The 26,687-nt window shown below is 69.8% G+C and carries 24 protein-coding genes; 17 read left to right on the top strand and 7 right to left on the bottom strand.

Features of this window, described 5'->3' with window-relative positions:
* The first annotated feature begins 1 nt into the window (after position 1).
* The 4 genes from ACFFQA_RS22255 to ACFFQA_RS22240 all read left to right on the top strand — a co-directional run bounded on the left by ACFFQA_RS22255 (position 2) and on the right by ACFFQA_RS22240 (position 5,312).
* The gene (locus ACFFQA_RS22255; protein WP_377855351.1) at positions 2-403 is read left to right on the top strand and encodes a nucleotide exchange factor GrpE; all 402 of its coding nucleotides are present in this window, start codon (positions 2-4) and stop codon (positions 401-403) included.
* The gene (locus tag ACFFQA_RS22250; RefSeq protein ID WP_377855348.1) at positions 400-2,244 is read left to right on the top strand and encodes a dynamin family protein; all 1,845 of its coding nucleotides are present in this window, start codon (positions 400-402) and stop codon (positions 2,242-2,244) included. The genes ACFFQA_RS22255 and ACFFQA_RS22250 overlap by 4 nt, the downstream gene beginning before the upstream one ends.
* A 118-nt stretch (positions 2,245-2,362) precedes the next feature.
* Positions 2,363-3,127: a hypothetical protein gene (locus ACFFQA_RS22245; RefSeq protein WP_377855344.1), complete on the top strand. Its 765-nt coding sequence runs from the start codon at positions 2,363-2,365 to the stop codon at positions 3,125-3,127.
* Between the two features lie 373 nt (positions 3,128-3,500).
* The gene (locus ACFFQA_RS22240) at positions 3,501-5,312 is read left to right on the top strand and encodes a phosphoenolpyruvate carboxykinase (GTP) (RefSeq protein ID WP_377855341.1); all 1,812 of its coding nucleotides are present in this window, start codon (positions 3,501-3,503) and stop codon (positions 5,310-5,312) included.
* 67 nt (positions 5,313-5,379) lie between these two features.
* Here the strand turns inward: ACFFQA_RS22240 and ACFFQA_RS22235 are convergent, their stop codons facing one another.
* Entirely contained in the window at positions 5,380-6,150 is a 771-nt protein-coding gene (locus ACFFQA_RS22235; protein ID WP_377855338.1) for a deoxyribonuclease IV, read from the bottom strand.
* Positions 6,151-6,305: 155 nt separating this feature from the next.
* On the opposite strand from ACFFQA_RS22235, the gene ACFFQA_RS22230 reads away from it, so the two are divergent.
* From ACFFQA_RS22230 to ACFFQA_RS22195, 8 genes are all read left to right on the top strand, one after another.
* Positions 6,306-7,316 carry a hypothetical protein gene (locus tag ACFFQA_RS22230; protein WP_377855336.1) on the top strand — a complete coding sequence of 337 codons (1,011 nt, stop codon included), beginning with the start codon at positions 6,306-6,308 and terminating at the stop codon, positions 7,314-7,316.
* A gap of 118 nt (positions 7,317-7,434) precedes the next feature.
* The gene (gene rpsF, locus ACFFQA_RS22225) at positions 7,435-7,731 is read left to right on the top strand and encodes a 30S ribosomal protein S6 (protein WP_377855333.1); all 297 of its coding nucleotides are present in this window, start codon (positions 7,435-7,437) and stop codon (positions 7,729-7,731) included.
* A 24-nt stretch (positions 7,732-7,755) separates the two neighbouring features.
* On the top strand, positions 7,756-8,250 hold the full coding sequence (locus ACFFQA_RS22220; RefSeq protein ID WP_377855330.1) for a single-stranded DNA-binding protein: 495 nt from the start codon (positions 7,756-7,758) through the stop codon (positions 8,248-8,250).
* Positions 8,251-8,311: 61 nt separating this feature from the next.
* On the top strand, positions 8,312-8,560 hold the full coding sequence (gene rpsR, locus ACFFQA_RS22215; RefSeq protein WP_377855327.1) for a 30S ribosomal protein S18: 249 nt from the start codon (positions 8,312-8,314) through the stop codon (positions 8,558-8,560).
* Between the two features lie 19 nt (positions 8,561-8,579).
* Complete coding sequence (gene rplI, locus ACFFQA_RS22210; protein ID WP_377855324.1) at positions 8,580-9,035, top strand: 50S ribosomal protein L9; 456 nt, start codon at positions 8,580-8,582, stop codon at positions 9,033-9,035.
* Between the two features lie 249 nt (positions 9,036-9,284).
* Entirely contained in the window at positions 9,285-11,489 is a 2,205-nt protein-coding gene (dnaB, locus tag ACFFQA_RS22205) for a replicative DNA helicase (protein WP_377855321.1), read from the top strand.
* 212 nt (positions 11,490-11,701) lie between these two features.
* Complete coding sequence (locus tag ACFFQA_RS22200; RefSeq protein WP_377855318.1) at positions 11,702-12,526, top strand: alpha/beta fold hydrolase; 825 nt, start codon at positions 11,702-11,704, stop codon at positions 12,524-12,526.
* A gap of 69 nt (positions 12,527-12,595) precedes the next feature.
* Complete coding sequence (locus ACFFQA_RS22195; RefSeq protein ID WP_377855315.1) at positions 12,596-13,744, top strand: MFS transporter; 1,149 nt, start codon at positions 12,596-12,598, stop codon at positions 13,742-13,744.
* Here the strand turns inward: ACFFQA_RS22195 and soxR are convergent.
* On the bottom strand, positions 13,721-14,215 hold the full coding sequence (gene soxR / locus ACFFQA_RS22190; RefSeq protein WP_377855950.1) for a redox-sensitive transcriptional activator SoxR: 495 nt from the start codon (positions 14,213-14,215) through the stop codon (positions 13,721-13,723). The genes ACFFQA_RS22195 and soxR overlap by 24 nt on opposite strands.
* 73 nt (positions 14,216-14,288) lie before the next feature.
* On the opposite strand from soxR, the gene ACFFQA_RS22185 reads away from it, so the two are divergent.
* Together ACFFQA_RS22185 and ACFFQA_RS22180 are read left to right on the top strand one after the other, a co-directional pair.
* Positions 14,289-14,690 carry a PPOX class F420-dependent oxidoreductase gene (locus tag ACFFQA_RS22185; RefSeq protein WP_377855312.1) on the top strand — a complete coding sequence of 134 codons (402 nt, stop codon included), beginning with the start codon at positions 14,289-14,291 and terminating at the stop codon, positions 14,688-14,690.
* Between the two features lie 50 nt (positions 14,691-14,740).
* Entirely contained in the window at positions 14,741-15,685 is a 945-nt protein-coding gene (locus ACFFQA_RS22180) for a ribose-phosphate diphosphokinase (protein ID WP_377855309.1), read from the top strand.
* Here the strand turns inward: ACFFQA_RS22180 and ACFFQA_RS22175 are convergent, their stop codons facing one another.
* The gene (locus ACFFQA_RS22175) at positions 15,686-16,675 is read right to left on the bottom strand and encodes an SMP-30/gluconolactonase/LRE family protein (protein WP_377855307.1); all 990 of its coding nucleotides are present in this window, start codon (positions 16,673-16,675) and stop codon (positions 15,686-15,688) included.
* Positions 16,676-16,774: 99 nt separating this feature from the next.
* Here ACFFQA_RS22175 and ACFFQA_RS22170 point away from each other — a divergent pair, with 99 nt between their 5' ends.
* Entirely contained in the window at positions 16,775-17,215 is a 441-nt protein-coding gene (locus ACFFQA_RS22170; RefSeq protein WP_377855304.1) for a MarR family winged helix-turn-helix transcriptional regulator, read from the top strand.
* Here the strand turns inward: ACFFQA_RS22170 and ACFFQA_RS22165 are convergent.
* The 3 genes from ACFFQA_RS22165 to ACFFQA_RS22155 are packed head-to-tail and all read right to left on the bottom strand — an operon-like array spanning position 17,200 to position 18,406.
* Complete coding sequence (locus ACFFQA_RS22165) at positions 17,200-17,607, bottom strand: type II toxin-antitoxin system death-on-curing family toxin (protein WP_377855300.1); 408 nt, start codon at positions 17,605-17,607, stop codon at positions 17,200-17,202. The two genes, ACFFQA_RS22170 and ACFFQA_RS22165, sit on opposite strands and share 16 nt — an antisense overlap.
* Positions 17,604-17,801, bottom strand: coding sequence for a ribbon-helix-helix protein, CopG family (locus ACFFQA_RS22160; RefSeq protein WP_377855297.1), 198 nt, complete (start codon positions 17,799-17,801; stop codon positions 17,604-17,606). Before ACFFQA_RS22160 ends, ACFFQA_RS22165 begins: the two co-directional genes overlap by 4 nt.
* 32 nt (positions 17,802-17,833) lie before the next feature.
* A complete protein-coding gene (locus ACFFQA_RS22155) occupies positions 17,834-18,406 on the bottom strand; it encodes a hypothetical protein (protein WP_377855294.1) in 573 nt (190 codons plus the stop codon).
* A gap of 108 nt (positions 18,407-18,514) precedes the next feature.
* On the opposite strand from ACFFQA_RS22155, the gene ACFFQA_RS22150 reads away from it, so the two are divergent.
* Together ACFFQA_RS22150 and ACFFQA_RS22145 are read left to right on the top strand one after the other, a co-directional pair.
* A complete protein-coding gene (locus ACFFQA_RS22150; protein ID WP_377855291.1) occupies positions 18,515-22,222 on the top strand; it encodes a glycoside hydrolase family 2 TIM barrel-domain containing protein in 3,708 nt (1,235 codons plus the stop codon).
* A gap of 108 nt (positions 22,223-22,330) precedes the next feature.
* Complete coding sequence (locus tag ACFFQA_RS22145) at positions 22,331-23,185, top strand: diguanylate cyclase domain-containing protein (protein WP_377855289.1); 855 nt, start codon at positions 22,331-22,333, stop codon at positions 23,183-23,185.
* Between the two features lie 157 nt (positions 23,186-23,342).
* Here ACFFQA_RS22145 and ACFFQA_RS22140 read toward each other — a convergent pair whose 3' ends face one another.
* Positions 23,343-26,468 carry a beta strand repeat-containing protein gene (locus tag ACFFQA_RS22140; protein ID WP_377855286.1) on the bottom strand — a complete coding sequence of 1,042 codons (3,126 nt, stop codon included), beginning with the start codon at positions 26,466-26,468 and terminating at the stop codon, positions 23,343-23,345.
* Positions 26,469-26,687: the final 219 nt, after the last annotated feature.

Genomic DNA, 26,687 nt, shown 5'->3' with positions numbered 1-26,687 from the left:
GATGCTCGGTCATGAAGGAACCGATTCCGGCGTCGAGCCGTCAGAGACCGTCATGGGGTCTCTGGTGAACCCGGACGACGTCGTTCTCGACACCGCTGAGGACGACACGCGCCGCAAGCTGGTCCAGCTCTGCCTGTACGCCCTCGACCGGGCGCGCAGCGCCGGAGTGGCCGATCGGATCGAGGAGGGGCTGGCGGGAGTCGGCGTGGTCGCGGTGCGCCCCGACGGCCAGCGCTTCGACCCGGCGCACCACGAGGCCGGGGGCACCCTGCCGACCGACGACCCGAACCTCGACGGCGTCGTCGCCGAGACCGAGGTCGTCGGCTTCACCGACAACGGCCGGTGGCTGCGGCCGCCGATCGTCACCGTCTACACCAGGCGAAGCGGAGCCAGCGAAGCGTGAGCACCACCGGTGTGCCCCTGCCCAAGCTCGTCGGGCAGACCCTGGAACGAATTGTCGACCTGCTCCGCGAGTCCGACCCCACCGCGGCCGACTGGGTGCGCGGCACCCGTGAGGCGGCGCGGGCGGTGCCCTCGGTCGTCGTCGTCGGCGAGACCAACCGCGGCAAGAGCTCCCTGGTCAACGCGCTGCTGGCGATGCGGAGCGTGTCCCCGGTGGACGCCGACGTCGCGACCGCGACCTACCTGGTGATCAAGCACGGGCCGGACTGGGCCGCCCGCGCCTGCTACTCCGGCCAGGTCCCGCCGGTGCCGTTCCCGATCGACGAGCTGCACCACTGGGTCTCGGCGACCGCCGAGCTGCCCGAGGGCCAGCTGCCCCCGCGCTACGTGGAGATCGAGGCGCCGATCCCGGTGCTGAACAACATGTCCCTTGTGGACACTCCCGGTGTCGGCGGCCTGGACTCGATGCACGGCGAGCTCGCGGCGGAAGCCGCGGCCAACGCGACCGCGCTGCTGTTCGTCGTCGACTCCTCCGCGCCGCTGACCGCGGGCGAGCTCCGTTTCCTGCACCAGGTCGGTGAACGCGTCGAGACGGTGCTGTTCGCGCTGACCAAGACCGACCAGCACCGCGGTTGGCGCCAGGTCCTCGAAGCCAACCGGGCGCTTCTGCTCGAACACGCACCGCGTTTCGCCGACGTCGACTTCTACCCCGTGTCCTCGCGGCTGTTCGAGTTCGCGGGCAACGCGCCCAGCGAACAGGCCGCGACGATGCTGCGCGAGCAGTCCGGCATCGCGAAGCTGCAGAGCGCTCTGCAGCGCGTGGTCGTCGGCAGCGCCGCCATGCTCGCCGAGGCCAACGCCCTGCGCACCTCGGTCACCGCGCTCGCGGAGTCGCAGGCCAAGCTCCAGTCCGAGCAGCGCGCGCTGAGCACCGGTGAGGCCGAGGCGGACGCGCTGCGGGCCCGCAGGGACGAGCTGATGACCGAGCGCCGGTCGTCCACCAGGGGCTGGCAGCTGAAGCTGCGCGGCGACATCCAGCGCACCAGGGTCGAGTGCGGCCACGAGGTCAGCAGGCAGATGCGCGACGTGCAGTCGTGGTTCCGCAGGCAGACCGACGTCGCCGACCGCGAGGCGCTGGCCAACCTGCCAGCGCAGGTCGACGCGGCCCTGCAGATGGTCTCCGGCCGGATCAGCGGCATGCTCAGCCAGCGGCTGGACCGGGTGGCGGGCTCCGTGCTCAGCGAGCTGTTCTCCCCTGAGGAGCTCGCCGTGATCCGCGCCCAGTTCGCCAGGGCCGGCCAGCCGCCGGTCGTGCTGCGCCCGCCGGAGCGCCGTCCCCCGACCTCCGAGGACAAGCTGCTGGTGTTCATGGGCGTCTCCGGCGGCCTCGGCCTCGGCAGGGCCGTCGCGGCGCTGCCGCTCGCGGGCGTCGGTGTCGCGCTCAGCAGCGCCGTCGTGCTGCCCGCGACCATCGTGCTCGGCCTCGGCGCCGGCTGGTGGATGGCGCGCACCCGCAAGCACGCCGCGGACAAGCAGTACTTCAAGCAGTGGATCACCGAGGCCATCGCGGACGGACGGTCCACAATGGACCAACTCGTCTCGGAGCAGCTCATCGAGGCGGAGCAACAGCTCTCCCTCGCCCTCGACGACGCGCTGCTCAAGCGGATCACCTCGATCGAGGAGGAGCTGCGCGAGGTGGACAAGGCGCTGCGGATGGACGCGGCGGAACGCGGACGCGAGCTCCAGACGGTCAACCGCCGCCTCGCCGACACCGCGAGCGCGCTCCAGCGCTGCGAGCAGCTGCTCGGCCTGATCCGCCAGCACCACCGCCGGATGCCGTAGCCGGGGCGCCCTCCCGTCAGGGTGAGCGCGCGGTCCCGAACTTCTCGCGGGAACCGAAGGGGCCTACCTTGAGTCTGAGTTGGGAGTCAACAGACGAGCTCGGATGGGGGGATTCCCGGTGTACATCGAGGAGACCGGTGGGACCGACGGCGACATCAAGGTCAGCGTCGACGGCGACGAGTACACCGCCGAAGCCACCAGCGACATGAACCACGACGGCATCGACGACACCGCGATGGTGGAGACCGACGACGGCTACCTCAGCTTCACCGACACCGACGGCGACGGCCAGGCGGACGTGATGCGGACCCTGAGCTCCAAGGGCGACGTCGTCGGCAGTGCGAAGTTCGACGCGGCCACCGGCGAGTGGGTCTCCGACCAGAAGGGCGGCGGACGCTCGCCCGAGGAGCGGCAGGGCCTCTACGGCGCGGGCTCGGGCATGGTCGTGCACGCCGCCGACGGCGACCACCGGGTCGAGGGCCAGCTCGTCGACACCAACAACGACGGCAAGGGCGACACGATCACGGTCACCGACGACCAGGGCAACACCGTGATCTACGCCGACACCGACGGCGACGGCGACGCGGAGCTGTCCACCACGATCACCAAGGACGGCCAGGTGATCGTCCGGGAGAACACCAAGGGCAGCGACTGGGTCGTCGTCGACCAGGACAAGCTCGGCGCCGTCGGTGACGAGGGCGCGCAGGCGGCGAGCAGCTCCGAGGAAGGGGCGTTCGGCTGGGGCCTGAACGAGGAGGCCGAGCCGGTCGAGCGGCCCACCGAGAACAAGACGATCCGGGTGGACCCCAAGAGCGGGCAGTGGGTCGGGGACACCGGCCTCCCGCCGAACGCGCCATCGCCGCAGGAACCGCGCTGGAAGTAGTGTCGTCACTCACGGCCCCGCCGCCCCTCTTCGGGACGGCGGGGCTTTTTGTTGATGAGCGCAACAAGAACCGAGTTTCGGCGCGTATCGCGCACGTGACGAACATCGCCCCCAATGTGACGGAACACATTTGGTCGTCACCCGTTTACCAGCCGCCCAATCGGGGCTGAATCGATTCCCTGATCGGTTATGTGAGGGAAGCGACAACAGGCATGGTGCTTGGCGTTCCCGGGTACCGCTAGCCTCAACGGCATCCCTTTTCCTGACACGCCCCGCCACGGGGCGTGGCGCAGCTTTTTCTCAATTCGCCCGGCTACCCCGGCTCAGGCGTCGAAGTGACGGGCACCCGCTGCCCAGCTAGGAGACGAGCGCGATGACCGCACTGGCTGTTCCCGGTCTCGACCAGGCCCCGACCAACCACCCGCGCCTGCTGTCCTGGGTGCGGGAAGTCGCCGAGCTGACCACGCCCGAGCGGGTCGTGTGGTGCGACGGGTCGGACGAGGAATGGCAGCGGATGACCGAGCACCTGGTCAGCGCGGGCACCTTCGTTCCGCTGAAGAAGAAGCAGAACTCGTTCTGGTGCGCATCGGACCCGTCCGACGTCGCGCGCGTCGAGGAGCGCACCTTCATCTGCTCGGTCGACCCGGCCGACTCGGGGCCGACGAACAACTGGATGCCGCCCGCCGAGATGAAGTCGATCATGACTGATCTCTACCGGGGCTGCATGCGCGGCCGCACCATGTACGTGATCCCGTTCTGCATGGGCCCGCTCGACGCCGAGAAGCCGATGCTGGGTGTGGAGATCACCGACTCCGAGTACGTCGTGGTGTCGATGAAGATCATGACCCGGATGGGCGCCAAGGCCCTCGCGCGCTTCGGCGAGGACGCCGACTTCGTGCCCTGCCTGCACTCCCTCGGCGCGCCGCTGGAGCCGGGCCAGCAGGACGTCCCGTGGCCGTGCAACGACACCAAGTACATCACCCACTTCCCCGAGGAGCGGATGATCTGGAGCTACGGCTCCGGGTACGGCGGCAACGCGCTGCTCGGCAAGAAGTGCTACTCGCTGCGCATCGCCTCGGCGATCGGCCGTGACGAGGGCTGGCTGGCCGAGCACATGCTGGTGCTCAAGCTGACCTCGCCGGAGGGCAAGGTCCACTACATCGCCGCCGCGTTCCCCTCTGCCTGCGGCAAGACCAACCTGGCGATGCTGGAGCCGACCATCCCCGGCTGGAAGGTCGAGACCCTCGGCGACGACATCGCGTGGATGCGCTTCGGCGAGGACGGCCGGCTGTACGCGGTGAACCCGGAGAACGGCTTCTTCGGCGTCGCGCCCGGCACCGACTGGAAGACCAACCCCAACGCGATGCGCACCATCGAGCGGGGCAACAGCCTGTTCACCAACGTCGCGCTGACCGACGACGGCGACATCTGGTGGGAGGGCATGGGCGAGCCGCCCGCGCACCTGACCACCTGGAAGAAGAAGGACTGGGCGCCGGGCGACGAGGAGCTGACCTCGCACCCGAACTCCCGCTACTGCACGCCGATCGACCAGTGCCCGATCACCGCGCCGGAGTGGCAGGACCCGAAGGGCGTCCCGATCTCGGCGATCCTGTTCGGCGGGCGCCGCAAGACCACGGTCCCGCTGGTCAGCGAGGCCCGCGACTGGCAGCACGGCGTGTTCCTCGGCGCCACCCTGTCCAGCGAGACGACCGCGGCCGCGACCGGCCAGGTCGGCGTGGTGCGCCGCGACCCGATGGCCATGCTGCCGTTCATCGGCTACCACGCCGGTGACTACTTCCAGCACTGGATCGACATGGGCAAGCGCGCCGACGCCACGAAGATGCCCCGCGTGTTCTACGTGAACTGGTTCCGCCGCGACGCCGACGGTGGCTTCCTGTGGCCCGGGTTCGGCGAGAACTCGCGCGTGCTGAAGTGGGTCATCGAGCGCATCGAGGGCAAGGCCGCCGCGAACGAGACCGCGATCGGCCACGTGCCCACCGCCGAGGCGCTCGACCTGTCCGGCCTCGACGTGGACCCGGCCACCGTGGACAAGGCCCTCGCCGTGGACGCGGACGAGTGGCGCGCCGAGGTGCCGCTGATCGAGGAGTGGTTCGACAAGATCGGCGACAAGGTGCCGAGCCTGCTGCGCGACGAGCTCGCCGCACTGAAGCAGCGATTGGGCTAGACCATTCGAGAAGAAGGCCCCGAATCCCTTTCACAGGGGTTCGGGGCCTTTTCCTGTTGCTTTTCCGTCAGCGCTTCACGTTGGCGCGGAGGAATTCGATGTCGACCGCCTGACCATCACCCGGCGTCTCCAGCACGACCGGTGCTCCCGCGGTGTCGCAGACCGCGACGAGCAGTTCCGGTTCGATCGTTCCGGTTCCGATGTTGGCGTGCCGGTCCCGCGCGGAGTTGAAAGCGTCCCGCGAGTTGTTCAGGTGCACCAGGTCGATTCGCCCGGTAATGCCCTTCACCCGCTCCACGATGCCGAGCAGCTCCTCGCCCGCGGCGAAGGCGTGGCAGGTGTCGAGGCAGAAGCCCGCCCCGAACTCACCGACCGCGTCCCACAGCCGCGCCAGCATGTCGAAACGGCGGGCCATGGCGTTGTCGCCGCCCGCGGTGTTCTCGATCAGGATCGGCACGGCGAAGCCGCCTGCCTCGGCCTGGCGCTCGAAGAGCTTGCGCCAGTTGGCCAGCCCGGCCCCCGGATCCTCCCCCTTGGTCACGTGACCCCCGTGCACCACGAGCCCGGACGCGCCGATCGCGGCGGCGGCCTTGGCCTGCTGCGCCACGGACTTGCGCGACGGGATGCGGATCCGGTTGTTCAGCGACGCGACGTTGATGACGTACGGCGAGTGGACGAAGACCTCGACGTCGGCGTCCCGAAGCTGCTCGCCCTGCGGGTGCGGGACCGGAGCGGCCCAGCTCTGCGGGTCGGACAGGAAGAACTGGACGACCTCGGCACCGAGCTGCTGTGCCACGGACAACGGATCTTCGGCGCCGACATGGGCCCCAATGCGCATGGGAACGAGGGTAGTAGGCCGAACGGGTAGTTCGGGCCGTGCCCGGGTAACAACCGGAACGCCGGGAAGATCTCTGGGGTGACGGCGTCACCTTTGCCGTCCTCCGTCGTTGCACTTGGTGACGTTACCGATGGGTACGCACCGGAGGGGTGGCCATGCGCGTGCAGCAGGCTCTGCGGGTCTCCGTGGTGACCGTCGTCCTCGGCGGCGCCGCGCTCACCGGCATGGCCGGCTCCGCGGCGGCGGCCGAACCGATCGTGGTCGGCGACTGCCACGCCACGGTCATGGGCACCCCCGGTCAGCCCGTCTCGCTGAGCGCCGGCGCGGTCGCAGCCCCGGTGGTGAACCTGGTGCGCGCCGTGCCCCTGCTCGGGCCGCCGCTGGCCGGCGAGGCCGACAAGGCGATCCGCGGGCTGCCGCCTATCCCGATCGGGGCGGTGCCCGACGGCAAGGGCGGCTTCATCACCGGCGGGCAGATCGCGAGCAGCGTCATCGACAAGATCGACGACATCCCGCTGCTCGGTCCCGTGCTCGGCCAGGTGCTCAACGGGGTCCGGCAGACGCTGACGGCCACCTGCGGCGTGACCACGCAGGTGGCCAACGCGGTGAGCAAGCCGGTCCAGGACGGCACCGGCGCGATCGCCGACGCCTCGCAGCGGGTCACCGGTGGCGGCGGGACGACACCGGCTCCCAACCAGCCACCCGCCCCCAAGCCGGTCCCCGGGCAGAAGCCCGGCCAGCAGCCCGGCACCGGACAGCAGGCGCCGCCTCCGCAGCTCCAGCCCGGCGTCACCCCCGGCCCCGGCACGGGCGGGCTGCCGGACTTCCAGCTGCCGAGGTTCCCCTGGGAGAACAACGGCTACTACGACTTCGGCCGGGTGCCGCTCTACGACTACTCGAACCTGCCGGTCGCCATGCCCGGCGGGCTCGGCGCGCTCGCGCCCGGCCTGCGCTACGGCCAGAACGTGCCCGGCTACAACCCCGCCTACGGTCCGATCGGCGGCGCCGCGGACGAGGACGGCGTGCGCTCGGCGGGCCAGGCCTCCGCGCTGCCCTCCGGCCAGTCCGGCCGCGTCGCGGGCCCGGTGCTGCTCGCGGCGCTCGCGCTGGCCTGCGTGACCGCCGCACTGGTGCGGACGTGGGCGCTGCGCCGCCTGCCCGCCTGACGAGGGCGATTACAACTCCGTCGGGGCCGCTTGTTAGGCTCTTCGGGTTGCTGACGCGACGACCCTCCTGCCACGGAACCGCCGTGGCCACTAAGCCCACAGGAGGTGAGTGGTCTTCATGCGTCACTACGAGATGATGGTCATTCTCGACCCGAACCTCGACGAGCGCACCGTCGCTCCGACCCTCGACACCTTCCTCAACGTGATCCGCAACTCCGGCGGCAACGTGGAGAAGGTCGACGTCTGGGGCCGTCGTCGTCTCTCCTTCGAGATCAAGAAGCAGGCCGAGGGCATCTACGCCGTCCTCGACATCAACTGCGAGACCGCTGCGGTCAAGGAGCTCGACCGCCAGCTGTCGCTCCAGGACTCGGTGCTGCGGACCAAGGTCCTGCGCCGCGAGTCCGCCAAGTCCTAACCCAGGGACGGAGATCTCGACACCATGGCTGGTGACACGACGATCACGGTGGTCGGAAACCTGACCGCCGACCCAGAACTGCGTTTCACCCAGTCCGGCGCCGCCGTTGCGGGCTTCACCGTCGCATCGACGCCCCGGATGTTCGACCGCCAGTCCGGCGAGTGGAAAGACGGGGAAACGCTGTTCCTGCGGTGCAGCATCTGGCGACAGGCCGCCGAGAACGTGGCCGAGTCGCTCACCCGTGGCACGCGGGTGATCGTGCAGGGACGCCTCAAGCAGCGGTCTTACGACACGCGCGAGGGCGAGAAGCGCACGGTCTACGAGCTTGAGGTCGACGAGATCGGCCCCTCGCTGCGCAGTGCCACGGCGAAGGTCAACAGGGCGAGCCGCGGCCAGGGTGGCGGCGGTGGCGGCCAGGGAGGCGGCGGCTTCGGCGGCGGCGCTCCGGCCGACGACCCCTGGGGCTCCGCGCCCTCTGCTCCCGCCAGTGGCGGGTACAGCGACGAGCCCCCGTTCTGACCTCGGGCCGAGCACCGCTTTCCCAGACTCAAACCTGAACCACATCTTGTGAGGACGACACATGGCCAAGCCGCCTGTGCGCAAGCCGAAGAAGAAGGTCTGCGCCTTCTGCAAGGACAAGAAGAAGGGCAACATCGCCCTGATCGACTACAAGGACACGACCCTGCTGCGGAAGTTCATCTCCGACCGCGGCAAGATCCGTGCCCGTCGCGTCACCGGTAACTGCAGCCAGCACCAGCGCGACGTCGCCACCGCGGTGAAGAACGCCCGCGAGATGGCGCTGCTGCCGTACACCTCGACCGCCCGCTGATCCGGCCAAGGAGAGTTAGATGAAGCTCATCCTCACCGCAGACGTGAGTGGCCTCGGCGGTCCGGGCGACATTGTCGAGGTCAAGGACGGCTACGGCCGCAACTACCTGCTGCCGCGCGGGCTGGCCATCCTGGCCACCAAGGGCGCGGAGCGCCAGGTCAAGACCATCCAGCGTGCCCAGGAGGGTCGCCGCATCCGCGACCTGGACCACGCCAAGGAGGTCAAGGCCAAGCTCGAGGGCCTCGGCTCCGTGGAGTACAAGAGCCGCGCCGCCGCCGGTTCCTCGAAGCTGTTCGGCTCGGTCACCTCGGCCGACGTGGTCGCCGCGGTCAAGGCCGCCGGTGGCCCGCTGCTGGACAAGCGCGCCGTCGAGCTTTCCGGTCACATCAAGACCACCGGCAAGCACGCGGTGTCCGTCCGGCTGCACCCCAGCGTCACCGCCTCGGTCAACCTGCTGGTGACCGCGAGCGAGTAACACCCGCGAGTGCCGCCCGTCGCGCGACGTTTCCTGTCCGGCGGGCGGCGCTTTCGCTCTCTTCTTCGCGGCGCACGGTTGTGACGCCCACTGCGCGACACGCCGATCCGCCCGCTGTACACAGCACGCCGCACAACGACGGCGTCACGTTTTCCACATCCACTCCACAGGGTCTGACCTGGGCTTTCAGCGACCCGGAGTAGAGTTGTCCCCAGGTTGTCCCCAGGTATCAACCGAACCTGCGGCTGGGTGTCGCCAGGCTGTCCCCACCTTGTCCACAGGTCTGTCCACAGGAGGAGGAGGCATCCGGTGGCACTCGCCGACGACCGCGGAGGGCCGCCGTCCGGCAGCCCCTTCGAACGCCAACCTCCGCAGGACCTCGCCGCCGAACAGTCCGTGCTCGGCGGCATGTTGCTGTCCAAGGACGCCGTCGCCGACGTGGTCGAGGTGGTGCGCCCCGACGACTTCTACCGGCCGGCGCACCAGTCGATCTACGACTGCATCCTGGACCTGTACGGCAGGGGCGAGCCCGCCGACGCGATCACCGTCTCCGCCGAGCTGGAGAAGCGCGGTGAGCTGATGCGGGTGGGCGGCGCGCCGTACCTGCACACCCTGATCGCCACGGTGCCGACGGCGGCCAACGCCAGCTACTACGCGGAGATCGTCTCCGAGAAGGCCGTGCTGCGCCGCCTGATCGAGGCGGGCACCCGCATCGTGCACCTGGGCTACCACGGCGCTGAGGGCGGTGAGCTCGACGAGGTCGTCGACCGCGCGCAGCAGGCGATCTACGAGGTCACCGACCGCAACACCACCGAGGACTACGTCGCGCTGGAGGAGCTGCTCCAGCCGACCATGGACGAGATCGACGCGATCGCCTCGCGCGGCGGTGTCGCGCTGGGCATCCCGACCGGCTTCGTCGACCTGGACGCGGTCACCAACGGCCTGCACGCGGGCCAGATGGTCATCGTCGCGGCGCGACCGGGTGTCGGCAAGGCGCTCGCGCTGGACACCCCGCTGCCCACGCCGACCGGCTGGACCACGATGGGCGAGGTCGCGGTCGGCGACGAGCTGCTGGGCTCGGACGGCAGGCCGACCAGGGTCGTCGCGGCGACCGAGGTGATGACGGACCGCCCGTGCTTCGAGGTGGAGTTCGTCGACGGCACCGTGATCGTGGCCGACGCCGAGCACCAGTGGCTGACCGGTGACGAGGTGCGGACGACCGAGCAGATCGCCGCCTCGATGCGCCGGGGCGTGGTCAGCTCGGTGGTCAACGCGGCCCCGTTGGAGCTGCCGGACTCCGCCGCCGTTCTCGCCCCGTATTCGCTGGGTGTCGCGCTCGCCGGTGGCAGCACGGACCCCGAGATCACCATGTACGCCGAGGCCGAGGGCGCCGAACCCGATGTCTCGGTGGGCTACCTGCGCGGCTCCGTGGCGCAGCGCCGCGCGGTGCTGGCCGGTCTGCTCGACGTCGCGGGAACCGTGGACGACAACGGTGCGGTCCGCCTGCCGATGGGCGAGGACGCCCGCGAGCTCGTGCTGAGCCTGGGCTACGACACCGCTCCCGGTGGTGACGTGGTCTTCACCACCGACGACGACGTGTTCCGCGTTGAGCGGAAGCGCTTGGCGCACAAGGAGAACAGGTCGGCCGCGCGCGGTGTGCGGGCGATCGTGGACGTGCGCCCGGTCGCGAGCGTGCCGGTGCGCTGCGTCGAGGTCAGCGCCGCCGACCACCTGTACCTGGCGAGCCGCGCCATGATCCCGACGCACAACTCCACCCTCGGGCTGGACTTCGCGCGCTCGTGCTCCATCAAGCACGGCATGACCAGCGTCATCTTCTCGCTGGAGATGAGCCGTACCGAGATCGTCATGCGCATGCTCTCCGCCGAGGCGCGCATCCGCCTCGGTGACATGCGCGGTGGCCGGATGACCGACGACGACTGGACGCGGCTCGCGCGCAGGATGAGCGAGATCAGTGAGGCGCCGCTGTTCATCGACGACTCGCCCAACATGACGATGATGGAGATCCGGGCGAAGGCGCGGCGGCTCAAGCAGCGCAACGACCTCAAGCTCGTGGTGCTGGACTACATGCAGCTGATGTCCTCGGGCAAGCGGGTCGAGTCGCGGCAGCAGGAGGTCAGTGAGTTCTCCCGGCAGCTCAAGCTGCTGGCCAAGGAGCTCGAAGTGCCGGTGATCGCGATCAGTCAGCTCAACCGCGGTCCGGAACAGCGCACTGACAAGCGGCCGATGCTCTCCGACCTCCGTGAGTCCGGATCGCTGGAGCAGGACGCCGACATGGTCATCCTGATCAACCGGCCGGACGCCTGGGAGCGCGACGACCCGCGCGCCGGTGAGGCCGACCTGATCCTGGCCAAGCACCGTGCCGGGCCAACGAGCACGATCACGGTGGCGCACCAGCTGCACTACAGCCGCTTCACCGACCTCGCGCAGAGCTGAGCTTGCCGGGGGATCGAGTGGCGGATCGAGCCCCGGGAGTACGCAGGGCACGAGGCGCGCCGTGGCAGGCGGTTCGCGTTCACGCGACTCGTCCCGGCTCTGTTGGCGAGTCGTCGGGCCCGTGATGCACACCGTCTACCGAACGTTCGGGGATGTGCGTCCCACTTCCGAAGTGCTCGACCTGATCCTGGGTTGAGGACCGGAATACCTTGGTGCGCACGGAGGTTGGTGCGTCCATGGGCATCGCCGAGCACTCGATCACGGCAACGGACGGAACACCGCTCAGCTACCGCGAGATCGGCGACGGCCCCGTCGTGGTGATCGCACATGGCGTCCTGGCCACGGCCGAGCACTGGGACCCGGTCGCGAAAGCGTTGGCGGACCAGGGTTTTCGGGTCGTGGTTGCCAACCGCAGGGGCCGTGCGCCCAGTGGACCGCTCGGCGCGGACTACGACCTGGCGACCGAGGTGAGCGACCTGCACCTGGTTCTTGACGCGGCCGGGCCGGGGGCGACGCTGTTCGGGCACAGCTATGGCGCGCTGCTCGCGTTGCACGCGGCGGTGGAGCGCGACGGGCTGCGGTCGTTGGTGCTCTACGAACCGCCGCCCGGTGAGGGCAAGTTCGCTGGTCCCGCGCTGCCGAAGGTCCGTGACGCCGTCGAGCGCGGCGACCTCGACGAGGCGATCACGGTCATCGTCACCGAGATCTCGCCGTACGAGGGCCCCGGTGGGGTCGCCGGGTACCGGACGACGGAGATGTGGCGGAGCCAGCTCGCGCTCGTGCCACCCGCCGTCGAGGAGACGGCGGTGATCGACGCGCACGTCCCGGCCTACCCGCTCTACCGCTCGCTCTCCTTGCCCACCAAGGTGTTCGTCGGCGAACGCTCGCGCGGGCGCAGACCGTTCGGACCGGCGACCGCGGCGGTGGCGGCCGCGATTCCGAACGCCCAGCTCGTCGAGCTCGCCGGGCAGGGTCACCTCGCCCACGTCGAGGCACCGGTCCTGCTGGCCAAGCACATCGCCGACGCCACTGGCTGATTCGCGACCTCACAGCGAGCTGTCGCAAACCGGCCAGACGGGGCGGGGAATGACTGGTGGGGTGGTTTCATGTCCACCGCCACCATCTCCCGGAACTGGCTCGCCGTCGTCTCGGTCATGATGGGAATCTTTTCCATTGTCACCACCGAGATTCTTCCGATCGGCCTGCTGACGTCGATCGGAGCGGACTTCGAGATCTCCGAGGGCACCGCGGGCCTGATGATGACAATGCCCGGAATCGTCGCCGCGGTCGCGGCTCCCGTTGTCACAGTCGCGACCGGGCGTGTCGACAGACGGTCGATGCTGTGCGCGTTGATGCTTTTGCTGGCCGCCGCGGACTTCCTGGCCGCCGTCGCGCCTTCTTATTGGCTGATGCTGGTGTCCCGGTTTCTGGTGGGACTGGTCATCGGCGGTTTCTGGTCGATCGGGGCCGGACTCGCCGCGCGGCTGGTCCGGGAGGAGTCGGTCGGCAGGGCGACGTCGGTGATCTTCTCCGCTGTCCCGCTCGGCTCGGTTCTGGGCGTTCCCGCAGGCACGTTGGTCGGACAGCTCGCGGGCTGGCGGAGCGCGTTCGTCGTGATGGGGCTGCTGACCGTCGGGGTGTTCGTCGCGCTGATCGTGTGGATGCCGCCGCTGCCCACGGTTCAGGTGACCCGTCTCGGCGTGCTGCGCGCACTGTTGCACCGCAGGAACATCCGAGTCGGCCTCGTCCTGACCTCGCTGATCGTGATCGCTCATTTCGCGACCTACACCTACGTCACGCCTTTCCTGCGGGAAGTCACGGAGGCGAGTCCGGCCACGATCACGAGTTTCCTGCTCGCATACGGAATCGCCGGTGTTGTCGGCAACTTCCTCTCTGGCATGGGTGTTTCGCGGAAAGTGTTCGCAGCGAGTGGCGGCATGATCGCATTGGCGACCTCGCTTCTCCCTTGTGCGGGCGGGGGAGAGGTCGGCGCTTTCGCGTTGCTCGTTGTGTGGGGGCTCGCTTACGGAGCGGTTCCGGCCTGTTCGCAGACCTGGTTCTCCACAGCCGCTCCGGACGCGCCGGAGGCGGCAACGGTGCTGTTCACCTCGTCGTTCCAGGCGATGCTCGCCGTGGGAGCGCTGCTCGGGGGCGTCGTGGTCGACGCGGCCTCCACCACGACGGTCATGGCGCTGGGCGCGGCGACCGCGACGCTGATGGTGGCCACGCTGCTAGCCGCAGGACGGCGCGCATGAGTCCACTGTGGACTCGCCCTTCTCCCTGGTGCGCAACGTTTCTGGAAGAAGCTTGCGTGGTCCGGGCCCCTGCTCGCCGAGCACGTCGCGGGGGTTGGAGAGGTGGCAGGACTTGAGCGAGAGGCAGCCGCAGCCAATGCACTCGCTGAGGTTGTCGCGCAGCTGCATCAGCTGTTCGATGCGCGTGTCCAGCTCCGAACGCCACTCCGAGGACAGGTGCGCCCAGTCCGCCGGGGTGGGCGTGCGCTCGTCGGGCAGCGACGCGAGCGCCTCGCGGATGACCTCCAACGGCATCCCGACCCGCTGGGACACCCGGATGAAGGCGACTCGGCGCAGGGTGTCGCGGGAGTAGCGCCGCTGGTTGCCCGAGGTGCGCCTGCTGGTGATCAACCCCTTGCGCTCGTAGAAGTGCAGTGCGGACACGGCGACCCCACTGCGCTCGGCGAGCTGGCCGACGGTGAGCTCGTGCATTCGGACCGGCAGTTGGTTCACGGCGCACACTGTAGCTTGACCTCAACTCTTGTTCAGGTTGTTTCGTGAGGTCATGACGTTCACCGAGCACGAGCTCAGCTACCTGGCCGACCAGGTCCTCGGCAGGCTGGCCACCGTCGACGCGAGCGGGGCGGTGCAGAACAACCCGGTCGGATTCCACTACAACACCGGGACCGCCACGATCGACATCGCCGGCTACTCCATGGGATCGAGCCGCAAGTTCCGCAACGTGCTCGCGACCGGCAGGGCCGCGCTCGTCGTCGACGACATCGCGTCGACCCGGCCGTGGCGGGTGCGCGGGGTGGAGATCCGCGGCCGCGCCGAGGCCGTCACCGACGTGCCGCACCCTCCGCCGGGCATGAGCTCCGAGCTGATCAGGATCCACCCGGAGAAGATCATCAGCTGGGGTGTCGAGCCCGGCGTCGACGGCATCAGGAGCAGGAAGGTCGGCTGAGACTAGTAGCATGCGGTTGGCGTGCCCAGCCAGTCGAACAGGGAGCGTTCGTGCGGGACATCGCGGTCTTCAGCGGCAGTGCGCACCAGGAGTTGGCGGCGGAGATCTGCGCCCACCTCGAAGTCCCGCTGCTCCCGGTGCGGGTCCAGCGCTTCGCCAACGACTGCCTGGAAGTCCAGCTCCAGGCCAACTGCCGCGAACGCGACGTGTTCCTGATCCAGCCGCTGGTCCGTCCCGTGCAGGAGAACCTGGTCGAGCTGCTGCTGATGCTCGACGCGGCCCGCGGCGCGTCGGCCGGGCGGATCACCGCGGTCATGCCGCACTACTCCTACGCCCGCTCGGACAAGAAGGACGCGCCCCGGATCTCCATCGGCGGCCGCCTGGTCGCCGACCTGATGGTCACGGCGGGGGCCGACCGGGTGCTGGCGATGACCCTGCACTCCCCTCAGGTTCACGGGTTCTTCAGCGTTCCGGTCGACCACCTGCACGCGTTGCGCGAGCTCGCCGCGCACTTCCGCCAGTACGACCTGTCCAACACCACCGTGGTGTCACCGGACCTGGGCAACGCCAAGGAGGCGGCGCACTTCGCCCGCCTGCTCGGCGTCTCGGTCGCCGCGGGCGCCAAGCAGCGCTTCGCCGATGACAAGGTCCAGATCAGCTCGGTGATCGGCGAGGTCGCCGGGCGCGACATCATCGTGCTCGACGACGAGATCGCCAAGGGCAGCACCGTGCTCGAACTGCTCGACCGGCTGCGCGAGCTCGGTGCCCGGTCCATCAGGGTGGCCTGCACCCACGGGCTGTTCTCCAGCGGAGCCCTCAAGCGGATCGGCGACCAGCCCGACGTGCTGGAGATCGTCTGCACCAACACGGTGCCGATCGCGGCCGAGGAGCGCGGGCCGAAGCTCAAGATCCTCTCGATCGCCCCTGCCCTGGCCGAGGCCATGCGCCGCATCCACAACGGCGAGTCCGTGAGCGCGCTCTTCGACGCTCCCTGATCACAGCCTGCGGAGGGTGAACCGCTCCGCATTGCCTTGCCCGGTCAGCAGAACGCCCATGCGACCGTCCAGGACGTAGCTGCCGTACGGGCTGCGGGCGATGGTCGACGGCTGCGAGTCCGCCCACGGCTCAACCCGTCGCACCGCACGGGCTTCAGTCCAGTCGCGGTTGCCGCGCAGCACGCTCACGGCGACTTTTCCGTTGCCGCCGAAGGCATTCGTGACGACGGCGAGCGTGCCGTCCGGCCGCAGGTCGAGCCCGTCTCCGCCGACGAGCGGACGGTCGAGGCGAACCTCGGTGATGCGGCTGGGGTCGTCGAGCGGGATGCGCAGCAGCGTGCCGGTGTCATAGCGCGTGGCAAGCAGGAAACCGTTGGGGTGCCAGACAATCCCGTTCATCCCGATGGCACCGCTGCTCAACCGGGAGTCCCGGACGAGCACCGACGGCCGCCCGTGCGTGTCGATCCGGTAGAGCGCGTCCGATGCGGGGTCGGTGACGTAGGCATTGCCGGCGCGGTCGATGGCCAGATCGTTCGCGGAGTGCTTCCCCGGCCCGATCGCGAGATCGACGATGTGCAGCGGCTTGCCGCTGGCGAGGTCGAAAATCCCTACGCCAGAAGACTTGTAGGTCGTCTCGGGCGTGGAGCGGTGGCCGGTGCCCATGTCGCCGTACGCAACGAGCACCCGTCCGCGCGCGGCGTCCACGTGCACCCCGAAGGTCTGCACCATCGTCGGATGCCCGGCGAAGGCGCGAACCCGACCGTCCGGCCGGACCACCGAGATCGTGCCCTCGCTCAGCGAGGTCACCAGGAACGACCGCCGCAGCGGGTCCCAGGCGATGCCTTCGGGGAACAGGTTCGACGCCTTGGCGGAGATGACGCCGGGTAAGCGGTGCGGGCTCGCGCTCACGCCCGGGGCGCTCGCGATGGCGGCGGACGCGGCCATCGCGAGCGCGAGCAGGGACCGCCGAGCAATGGTCAGTTGACGCATCACAATCCGCCCTCGTAGTTGAGTAAGGATCCTTAAGGTAATCAGAGTACTGATACTCGTCAATACTCTTTGTCGCGAGCGGCCTCGTACGATCAGGACATGGGCATGCCGGTTGGGGAGCGTCTCGGCGCGGACATCAAGCGCGTCGAGCACGAGCTGATGGGCGTGAAGCAGGTCGCGGTGCGCCCGGCGGGCCTGACCGTCGCCCAGTACTCCGCGCTGCTCGTGCTCGCCGAACAGCCGGGCATCTCGGCGGCCGAGCTGGCCAGGCGCTGCCGGGTCACGCCGCAGACGATGACCACGATCCTGCGGAACCTGGAAGCGGCGGAGCTGATCGCGCGGGAGCCGCACGAGCTGCACCGCAACGTGCTGGAGACCCGGCTGACCGAGGCGGGCCGCACGGCGTTCGCGCTCGCGGACGAGCGCGCGTCCGCGGTGGAGCGACAGCTCTCGGAGGAGTTCAGCGACGAGGAGCGCCAGACTCTGCGCGCGCTGCTCGCCCGGTGTTCAGAGGTGCTGGCGCGTCAGCCGAGGGACTGAGTCCACTCCGCGAGGACCTGGGCGATCTGCGGCAGGTCCCGGTTCCCGGTCGCGGCGTCGACGACGAGGCGCTCTCCCTCGTCGACCGAGGGCGCGCGCAGATCGTGCTGGTTGAGCACGTAGAACAGCCTCGTCGAGACCCAGGCGAGCCGCTTGTTGCCGTCGACGAGTGCGTGGTTGCGGGCGAGGGAGTGCAGCAGCGACGCGGCCTTCTCGTGCAGCGACGGGTAGGCGTCCGCGCCGAAGACGACGGCTTTCGGCCTGGCCAGTGCGGCTTCGAGCAACCCCCAGTCCCGCACGTCGGGAGCGTGGCCGAGCGCGGCCTGCGCCGCGGCGAGCAGGTCGTCGAGGTCCAGGTAGTCGATCGGCGCCGCGGGGGCGTCCTCGATCACTGCGCCAACCGCTTGAGCAGCTCGGCGTCCTCGCTGACGATCCGGGCGAGCGCCGCGTCCCTGGTCGCGTTGCGGCGGTTGACGTACTCGCGGATCGCTCTGCGCGCGATGTCCTGCATCGATCTGCGTTCGCGCTCGGCGGCCAGGCGCAGGGCTTCGGTCTCTTCGTCGGTCAGCCGCAGAGTCATCGCCATGCCCGAATGATACCGGGTGATACCAAGCTGTATCAGTCCCTGACCGGGATCTCCCACCTCCACTCCGACACCGGCTCCCTGCCTGGTAGATCACCTCGTCCGGTGGCCCACAGCAGCACCCGCCACGGGTCGCCGCCCTCGGTCACGTGCGGCATCAGCCGGGCCAGCATCCGGCTGCAGACCTCGGCGGGTGGGCGCAGCCGGACGTCGAACGCGGCGCAGATGTCGTGGCTGTGCAGCAGCGCCTCGCCGACGCCGATCGCGAGGTACCCGGCGGCGTCGGTCATCCCGGCGGGGTGGAAGGCGCGCGCGGAAGCCGGTGCCGCGTCAGCGACCACCGCGAACAGTTCGCCCGTCGCCCTGATCACCTCGATGACCTGCGCGTTCGTCGCGCCCTCTTCGAGCTTGCCCCAGACCCTCAACTGCTCGGTCGCACGGGCGGCGAGCGAGGTCGCGTAGTAGAGCAGGTCGTCGGCCAGGTGCTCGGCGGTGTGCAGGCAGGTCCAGTCCAGCCCTGCCGCCGGGCGGGTCCAGTCCTGGTCGGCGACGGAGGTCAGCGCCGTCACGCAGGCCGCGACAGCTGCGCGCAGATCATCCGGAGACATGAATCCCTGTCTACCCGAGCACCCTGACAAACACCGGTGGCGGATTGAGCGTTTGTGATTGATCTGGAAAGACTGTGTGCGTCTGTGTTCATCAGCGTGGAGGTTCACATGCGCGCTTGGGCTCGCCCCGCTCTCCTGACAACGTTGTCAGTCGCCCTGGTGGCGGCGGGACAGACACCGGCGGCGACCGCAGCGCCCGAGCTCGACGTGTACTCCTACCTGGAGAATCCCGGGATCACCGGCGAGGGCCAGGAACCGCACCACGCCGAGCTGCGGCCCTACGCCGACCGGGCGGCTGCGGTGCGCGGCGACGAGCGGACACCGCTGACCCGCAGCCTCGACGGGGAGTGGAAGATCCAGATGGCGGATCTTCCCGAGAAGGTGCCCGCCGGGTTCCACGCGAGCGACTACGACGTCCGGGCCTGGCGCACCGTGCGGGTGCCGCACACCTGGCAGACCGACGGGCTGGACCACCCGATCTTCCGCAACATCGCCGAGGAGATCGTGCCGGACACCCCGCCGAAGGTGCCGCGCGACGTGAACCCGACCGCCGCGTACGCCAAGGACTTCGACCTGCCCGCGGACTGGTCCGGCAAGCGCACGTTCCTGCGCTTCGAGGGCACGACATCCAGCTACTTCGTCTGGGTCAACGGCCGCCGCGTCGGATACGACCAGGGCGGATACACCCCGGCGGAGTTCGACGTCACCGACGCGCTCAAGCCGGGCCGCAACCGCCTCGCCGTGCAGGTCCACCGCTGGGCGGCCGGGGCGTACCTGGAGGACGTCGACCAGTGGCGCTACTCCGGGATCTTCCGGTCGGTGTGGCTCTACGCGACACCGGGCAGCTTCGTCCGCGATGTCACGGTGCACACCGACCTCGACGCCGACCACCGCGACGCCCGGCTGGACGCGAAGGTCGAACTCGCCCGCAAACCCGGTGGAACGAGCGGCGCGCACCGGGTGAACGCGAGCCTGCACGACGCCGCCGGACGCGAGGTCGCGAAGACCACCGGAACCGTTGATCTGGCCGCTGACCAGGCAGAACTCGCGCTGAGCATGCCTGTCACCAACCCGGCGAAGTGGACCGACGAGACTCCGAACCTGTACACGCTGGTACTCGAACTGCTCGCTCCGGACGGCCGGGTCAGCCACACCACCAGCGAGGCAGTCGGCTTCCGCGAGATCACCATCGCCGACAGGCAGCTGCTGGTGAACGGCAAGCGCGTGCTGTTCAAAGGCGTCAACCGCGCGGAGACCGACCCCGACCACGGCCGTCACCAGCCGCGCGACAAGCAGCTCCGCGACGTGAAGCTGATGAAGGACCTGCACGTCAACGCGGTGCGCACCTCGCACTACCCGTCCGACCCGCACTTCTACGACCTCGCCGACCGGCACGGGTTGTGGATCGACGACGAGGTCGACATCGAGACGCACTCGCGGGAGTCCTGCCCGAGCAAGTGCCTCGCCGACAAGCCCGAGTGGCAGGACGCGTTCCTGGAGCGCTTCGTCGCGATGGTGGAACGGGACAAGAACCACCCGAGCGTCTTCATGTGGGACACCGGCAACGAGGCCGGGCTCGGCGCCGCGCACTACAGGATGGCGGAGTGGGCCAAGCGCAACGCGCCTGGCCGGCCGCTGTACCACCAGCCCAACTCACCCGACGGGGACGCGCCGTACGCCGACGTGTGGGGGCCGCGCTACCCGACCCCGGCCAAGCTCGCCGACCAGGGGCGCAGGACCACCAAGCCGGTGATCATGGGGGAGTACGCGCACGCCCAGGGCAACAGCCTCGGCAACTTCCGCGAGTTCTGGGAGGCGATCCGGGCGAACCCGGTGCTGCAGGGCGGCTTCATCTGGGACTGGGCGGAACAGAACCTGATGCTGCCGCTGCGCGTCACCCCGGACTCCTCGCCGAACAAGATCTCCGCGCACCTCAGCGGCATGCCCGCCCTCGTCGACGGACACCGCGGCAAGGCGCTGAGCCTGTCCGGTCTGGACGACTTCGTCGAGGTCTACCGTGACCGCAGGCTCGACATCACCGAGGCGCTGACCCTGGACGCGTGGGTCAAACCCGCCGCGTGGCGCGGTGACCTGACCATGATCGCCAAGGGCGACCACCAGTACGCGCTGAAGCTCAAGAACGAGAAAACGTTGGAGTTCCACGTTCACGGCGGCGGCTCCTGGCACACCGTCTACGCGCCCGTACCAGCGGATTTCTACGGCAACTGGCACCGGGTGAGCGGCACGTTCGACGGCTCGGTGCTGCGGCTGTACCTCAACGGCGAACAGGTCGGCGAGACCGCGTGGAGCGGCCGGATCGACAACACCGCGTTCCCGGTGAACATCGGCCGCAACCCCGAGCTGCACCAGGACTTCAACGGCCGGATGGCGCACGGCGTGCTCGACGACGTCCGGATCTACGACCGCGCGCTGACCCCCGAGCAGCTGGCGGCCGATCCGACGGGACAGGCCGTGCTCGCGCTGGACTTCGACCGGCTGGAGGACCGGGGCCGCTACTCCTCCTACGGCGCGCACCAGTCCGGAGCGGACGGGCTGGTCAACACCAACCGCACGCTCCAGCCGGAGACCGCGCAGCTCGCGTGGGTGCACCAGCCGCTGCGCTTCGCCTTCGGCGACAGCCAGTTGTCGATCACCAACGAGCAGCTGTTCGCCGCCGTGCGGGGCAAGGAGCTGCGCTGGCGGATCACCGAAGGCGCTCGCGTGCTGCGCGAAGGTCGCCAACCGCTGGGCGTCGAGCCCGGCGAGACCCTCCGCGTCGGCATCCCCTCGATCGCCAACCCGGGCGACGTCGAGCGCAGGCTGACCGCCGAGGTGGTCGAACCCGGTGGCCGGGTCTTCGCGCACGACCAGTTCGCCGCGGGTGGCACCGTGGTGCCCGGCGCGGCGCCGCCTCCCGCGACCGGGCAGGCGGAGGTGGAGCGGCACCAGGACCGCGTGGTGCTCAGCGGTGATCGTTTCCGCTACACCATCGACACCCGCTCCGGGACGCTGACCTCGATGAACGCGGGCGGCACCGAGCTGGTGAAGCAAGGACCGCGGCTGGACGCGTGGCGCGCGCCGATCGACAACGAGCTGGTCTGGCACTACGCCGAGGCGAAGGACTGGCGCGCGGTCGGGCTCGACCGGCTGGCGACCAAGGTGGAGTCGGTGCAGGTCGAAGGTTCCTCGGTCACGGTCCGGAGCACCGTCGCGGCGCCAGGCGTCACCGACGCCTCCTTCGCCCAGACCGTGCGCTACGAGGTGGACAACGCGGGAACCATCCGCCTCGCCACCGACGTGCGACCGCAGGGGCGGATGCGGACGCTGCCGTACTTGCCCAGGATCGGCACGGCCATCGGAGTGCCCGACCACTTCCAGCGTTTCTCCTGGTACGGACGCCAGAAGGAGAGCTACAACGACCGCAGGGACGGCACTCCGATCGGTGTGTGGACGAGCACGGTGGAGGCCGAGCAGGTCGGCTACGACAAGCCGCAGGACAACGGCAACCACACCGACACCCGCTGGGCGCTGCTGACCGACGGGCGCACCGGCGGGCTGTTGGTGGCGGGCACCAACGACGTGAGCGTGAGCAGCTACGACGACACCGACCGCGCGGAGTACCCGTTCCAGCGGCAGCGCAACGCGGGCTGGACCACGCTGCACGCGGGCCACGCCGCGAGCGGGGTCGGCGACACCCCCAACGCGTTGCTGCCGCAGTACAAGGTCCTCGCCGACCGCGACTACGGCTACCAGCTGACGCTGCGACCGCTGGCCCAGGACGAGGTGCGGACCGGTCTGCCCCGACAAATCCGCTGATCGCACCACAGATACCCCCCATTCGGGTGGTGTCTGGAGCGCTTGCCCTAGCCGATTTAGAGCAGAGGGGCCCGGCAACGGCCTCTGATCGGCGGAAGGTGCAAGGCCATGACCGTTGAGGCGGACACGGCGGCACCCACCTCCCTCGCAGTGTGGGACGAGCTCGTCTCGGAGCTGCCGGTGGGACTGGTGCTGCAGGACGAACGGGGCGAGGTGCTTGCCGCGAACCGACTCGCGGGGTGCCTGCTCGGGTTGAGCCGGTCGGAGCTGCTCTCCGGCAAGCGACCGGACGGCTGGCGGACCTTCGACGACTCGGGGGCTCCGCTGCCCAAGCCCAGTGAGCTGAGCGCGCAGGTGCTGCGCACCGGGGCGCAGCTGTCGCTGGCCGTGCTGGTCGAGCACGCCGGCCTGCCGCACACCCGGCTCTGGGTGGAGTTCACCCCGGTCCGGCACCGCGGCCGTGGCTGCGTGCTGATCCAGCTCAACCCGGTGCACGACGACATGCCGCACAGCAGGGGACTGCTGGACTCGCTGACCGGGCTGCCGGGGCGGGCGCTGCTGCTCGACCGGCTCCAGCAGGCTCTGACCAGGGCTCGGACGCTCGGCACGCTGACAACGCTGGTGCTGGTGGACGTGCACCACCTCGCCAAGGTCAATGCCGAGTACGGCTTCGACAACGGCGACGAGCTGCTCGCGGTGCTCGGCGGCCGGCTCCGGGCGGGGCTGCGCGCGGACCACACGGTCGCCCGCTACGGCGGCGACGAGTTCGCGGTGGTCGCCGAGCACCCCAACGGTGACGGAACCGCCATCGCCGACCGCGTCCGCGAGCTCGCGGACCGCCCGGTGCGGATGGGCAAGGGGCGCGCGCTGCGCCCGGAACTCCGCGTTTCCTGGGTCACCAGTGACGGCAAGGCGTCACTTCTCTCGGTGCTCGACTGCGTCGAAAAGCGCCTCCACCACTGACCCTTTTCTCCACTCCTGGGTTACGCCCTGGGAAAACACTCCGAATAAAGAACACGACGAAGCCGGGAAGCTTTTCAGCTTCCCGGCTTCGCCTGGAATCGGAAGTGCTCAGGAGTTCCTCAATGCACCCACATGTTCAAGGAACCCCTGTCGTGGATCAGCCCTTCAGTCCACCCAGGCCACCGACCAGGCCGGTCACGGCCGAGGTGTCGATGGTGTTCAGCGCCGGAGCGTCGAACGCGCGGGACTGCGCGGCACCCGGGGTGGGCAGCTGCGCGGCGGGCAGCTTGGGCAGCTGGCCCAGCTTGCCGGTCGGGGCGACCTTGCCGAGCCCACCGAGCAGGCCACCCATGTTGGGCAGCTGCGGGGTGGCGGAGCGAGCGGCGCCCGCCTTGGTGGGCAGCTTGGGCAGCGAGGACAGGCTCGGCAGCTCGGCCGGCTTCAGCAGCCCGCCACCCAGCGCCTTGTCGGTCACCGGCAGCTCGAACGTGGACGCCTGGTCACCGGCGGAAACCGCGGTGTTGCGCTCACCCTCGGCCATGGCCTCGCCAACGACCTCGACGGGCAGGTCGAAGATCGCGGCCTCGCCCGCGACGGGCAGCAGGGCGTTGACGCCGGACAGGCTGCCGCCGTCCTCACCGCTGGTCTCGGCGGCGCCGCCGGCCACGGTGGTGACCGCGTTGCTGCCGGTGCCGTCGGTCACGGCCAGGCCGGACACCGCGTCGCCCACGACCTCACCGGCGACGGCGACCGGGACCTGCCCGATCACGCCGGAGACGGAGCCGTTGTCACCAGCGGTGACGTAGTCGCCACCGGCGACCGCAGCGGCGTCGCCCACGGACAGCGCGTCCGAGGTGCCACCGACCGAGCCCGCGACGCCGTCACCCTGCACGACCGGCGCGATGGGCGCGGTCAGGATGTCGCCGCCGAGGAAGCTGCTCACACCGTTGGTGGCGGTGGAGCCGCCGGCCGCGGTGGAGGTCACGTTGTCCGCGGCACCCGCGGTGTTGGCGATGAAGCCCACACCGTCGCCGAACAGCTGGCCGGCGCCCGCGACCGGGACGGAGGCAACGGTGCCGTTGGCGGTGCCGTGCACGCCGCTGGTCTCGTTGTCGCCACCGGCCAGCGAGGAGGTGGTGTTGGTGGCGGTGCCGTCGTAGTTGCCACCGGCACCGATGCCGTCGCCGAAGGCCTGGACGGGCAGCGCGACCGGCACGTCGACGATGTCGCCCGCGATGCCGCCGTTGTCGCCAACGGTGGTGTTGTCACCGGCGGTGGTCACCTCGGTGACGTTGTCCGCGGTGCCCTCGACGTTGTTGGTCAGGCCGAGGCCGGTGCCGAACAGCTGCACCGGGCCGGAAACGCGCGGCACAACACCGTTGCCGGTGATGACGCCGTCGGTGCCGTCGGTGGTGACGTCGCCACCGGCGGTGGAGGAGGTGTTGTTCGTGGCGTCGGCCTCGCCGACCACGATCCAGCCGAGCGAGTCGCCGAACGCCTGGACCGGCAGCGCGACCGGGGTGTGAACGGCGTTGCCCGAGACGCCACCGTCAACACCGTTGGCCTTGACGTTGTCGCCAGCGATGACCACGTCGGTGTTGTCCGCGACGGACTCGGCGTGCGCACCGAGGCCACCGGAGTTGCCGAACAGGCCGACCGGGCCGGCGATCGGCGCGGAGACGGCGTTGCCGCTGCCCAGCGCGTCGTCGTCGTCCGCGGACACCTCGCCACCCGAGTGGGTGGTGGTGTTGTCGCTGGACACCGCGTCGGAGTTGGCCACCAGGCCACCGGCGGTGCCGTCCACGTCGATGGGCAGGGCGACCGAGCCCTGCGCGGCGTCACCGGAGAGCAGCGAGTCGTTGCCGCGGGTGCCGACGAAGCCGCTGGCACCGTGGGTGCCCTCGTCCACGGCCTGCGCGTCCGTGTTGGCGACGAGGCCACCGGAGAGCGCCGCCACCGAAGCGGGCAGCGCGACCGGGGCGCTGGGCACGAGGCCCGAGGCCAGCGAGTCGTCGCCCAGGGTGTAGCTGTTGCCACCGGCACCGGTGAAGGTGCTCTGCTCGTGGTAGGCGTCAGCGTTGGTGATGAAGCCACCGGCGGCGGCGATGACCTGCGCGGACGGCGCCAGCGGCGCGTCGATGACGTTACCGGCGCCCAGGCTCTCGGAGCCCGTGGTGTGCGTGGTGCCCGCCGCCTCGGAGTAGGTCTCCGTCGCGCTGTCGGCGTCGGTGTTGCCGATCCAGTTGAGCGAGTTGCCCGACACGAGCGCGTCCGCGCCCAGGCCCGGCTGGATCACGTTGCCGCCGCCGAGCGAGTCGAGGCCGTTGGTGTCGCGGTCGCCGTTGGCCACGGCGGTCGCGGAGGTGGTGCCGTTGGTGTCGGAGGTGCCGACCAGCGCCGCGAGGGCGTTGTTGTTCAGCTCCACCGGCAGCGCGACCGGGGCGTGCCCGATGTTGCCGGACAGCGTGCCGTCCTCACCCGTGGTGCAGACGTCGCCGCTGGCGTCGGCCGAGATGTCCGACTGGTTGTTGGCCTCGGCCACACCGGCGAGACCGCTGATGGCGTTGCCCGAGCCCTGGATCGGCAGCGCGATGGCCGGCTTGACGACGTTGCCGGAGAGGGAGCCCTCTTCGCCGCTGGTGACGGCCGAGCCGCCGGACTGCACGTCGGTGCTGGAGGTGTTCCAGGTGGTGGCGCTGCCGACCGCGGCGACCGCGTTACCGGTCAGCTGGATCGGGGCGAGGGCGTCCACGTCGACGACGTTGCCGGCGAGCCCCTGGTGGGTGCCGTCGGCAACCATCACCTCGGGGTTGCTGGAGCTGTAGCTCGACTCGTTCTCGACCTCGACGTTGCCGCCCGCGGCGACCGCGTTGCCGGAGATGTCGACCGGGACGATGAGGTCAGCGTCGACCTTGTTGTCGCGGAACGGGTCCTGAACGCTGCCCGCGTCCTTCGAGGCCTTCTTGTTCGGGCCGTAGGCCTTCTTGTCGGCCTTCTTGGCCGTGGCCTTCTCGCCCTCGCCGCCGGGAAGGCCGCCGACCAGCGACGACACGTCGACGGTCACGTCCCGCTTGAAGCTGGGCAGGTCCATCTGGCCAACGATCGGCAGACCCGCCGCGTTGTTGTCGATGTTGACCGGGATCGAGATCTTGCCGCCGAGCGGGGTGGTGGGGGCGTCAGGGTTGACCTGAGCCTCGCCTGCCTGCGCGATACCGGCGCCGATGATGAACATCCCACCGGTGAGGAGCGCTGCCTTCATGCCGCGCTTCGCCCAGGAATGCATGTGGATCTCCTTCTGGTTGTCCCCGGGAATCGGGGGTTTTAGGCGGGTGGCTGGACGCTGTCGCGTCGGGGCAAACAGCCACCCATGTCTTGGGGGTGATGGGCGGATGCCCACCGGGCTGTTGGCGCGGCCACTAGCGAAGGAGGAGATGTGCGCACGAGGGCGTCAGAAAGACTCACCCGGCGGCGCAGGCATCAACCTGCCGCTGGCCGCGCGGGG

The organism is Allokutzneria oryzae (genome assembly GCF_042429765.1).
GTDB classification, from domain to species: Bacteria; Actinomycetota; Actinomycetes; order Mycobacteriales; family Pseudonocardiaceae; genus Allokutzneria; species Allokutzneria oryzae.
This window is presented reverse-complemented; position numbering and strand designations above follow the sequence as displayed.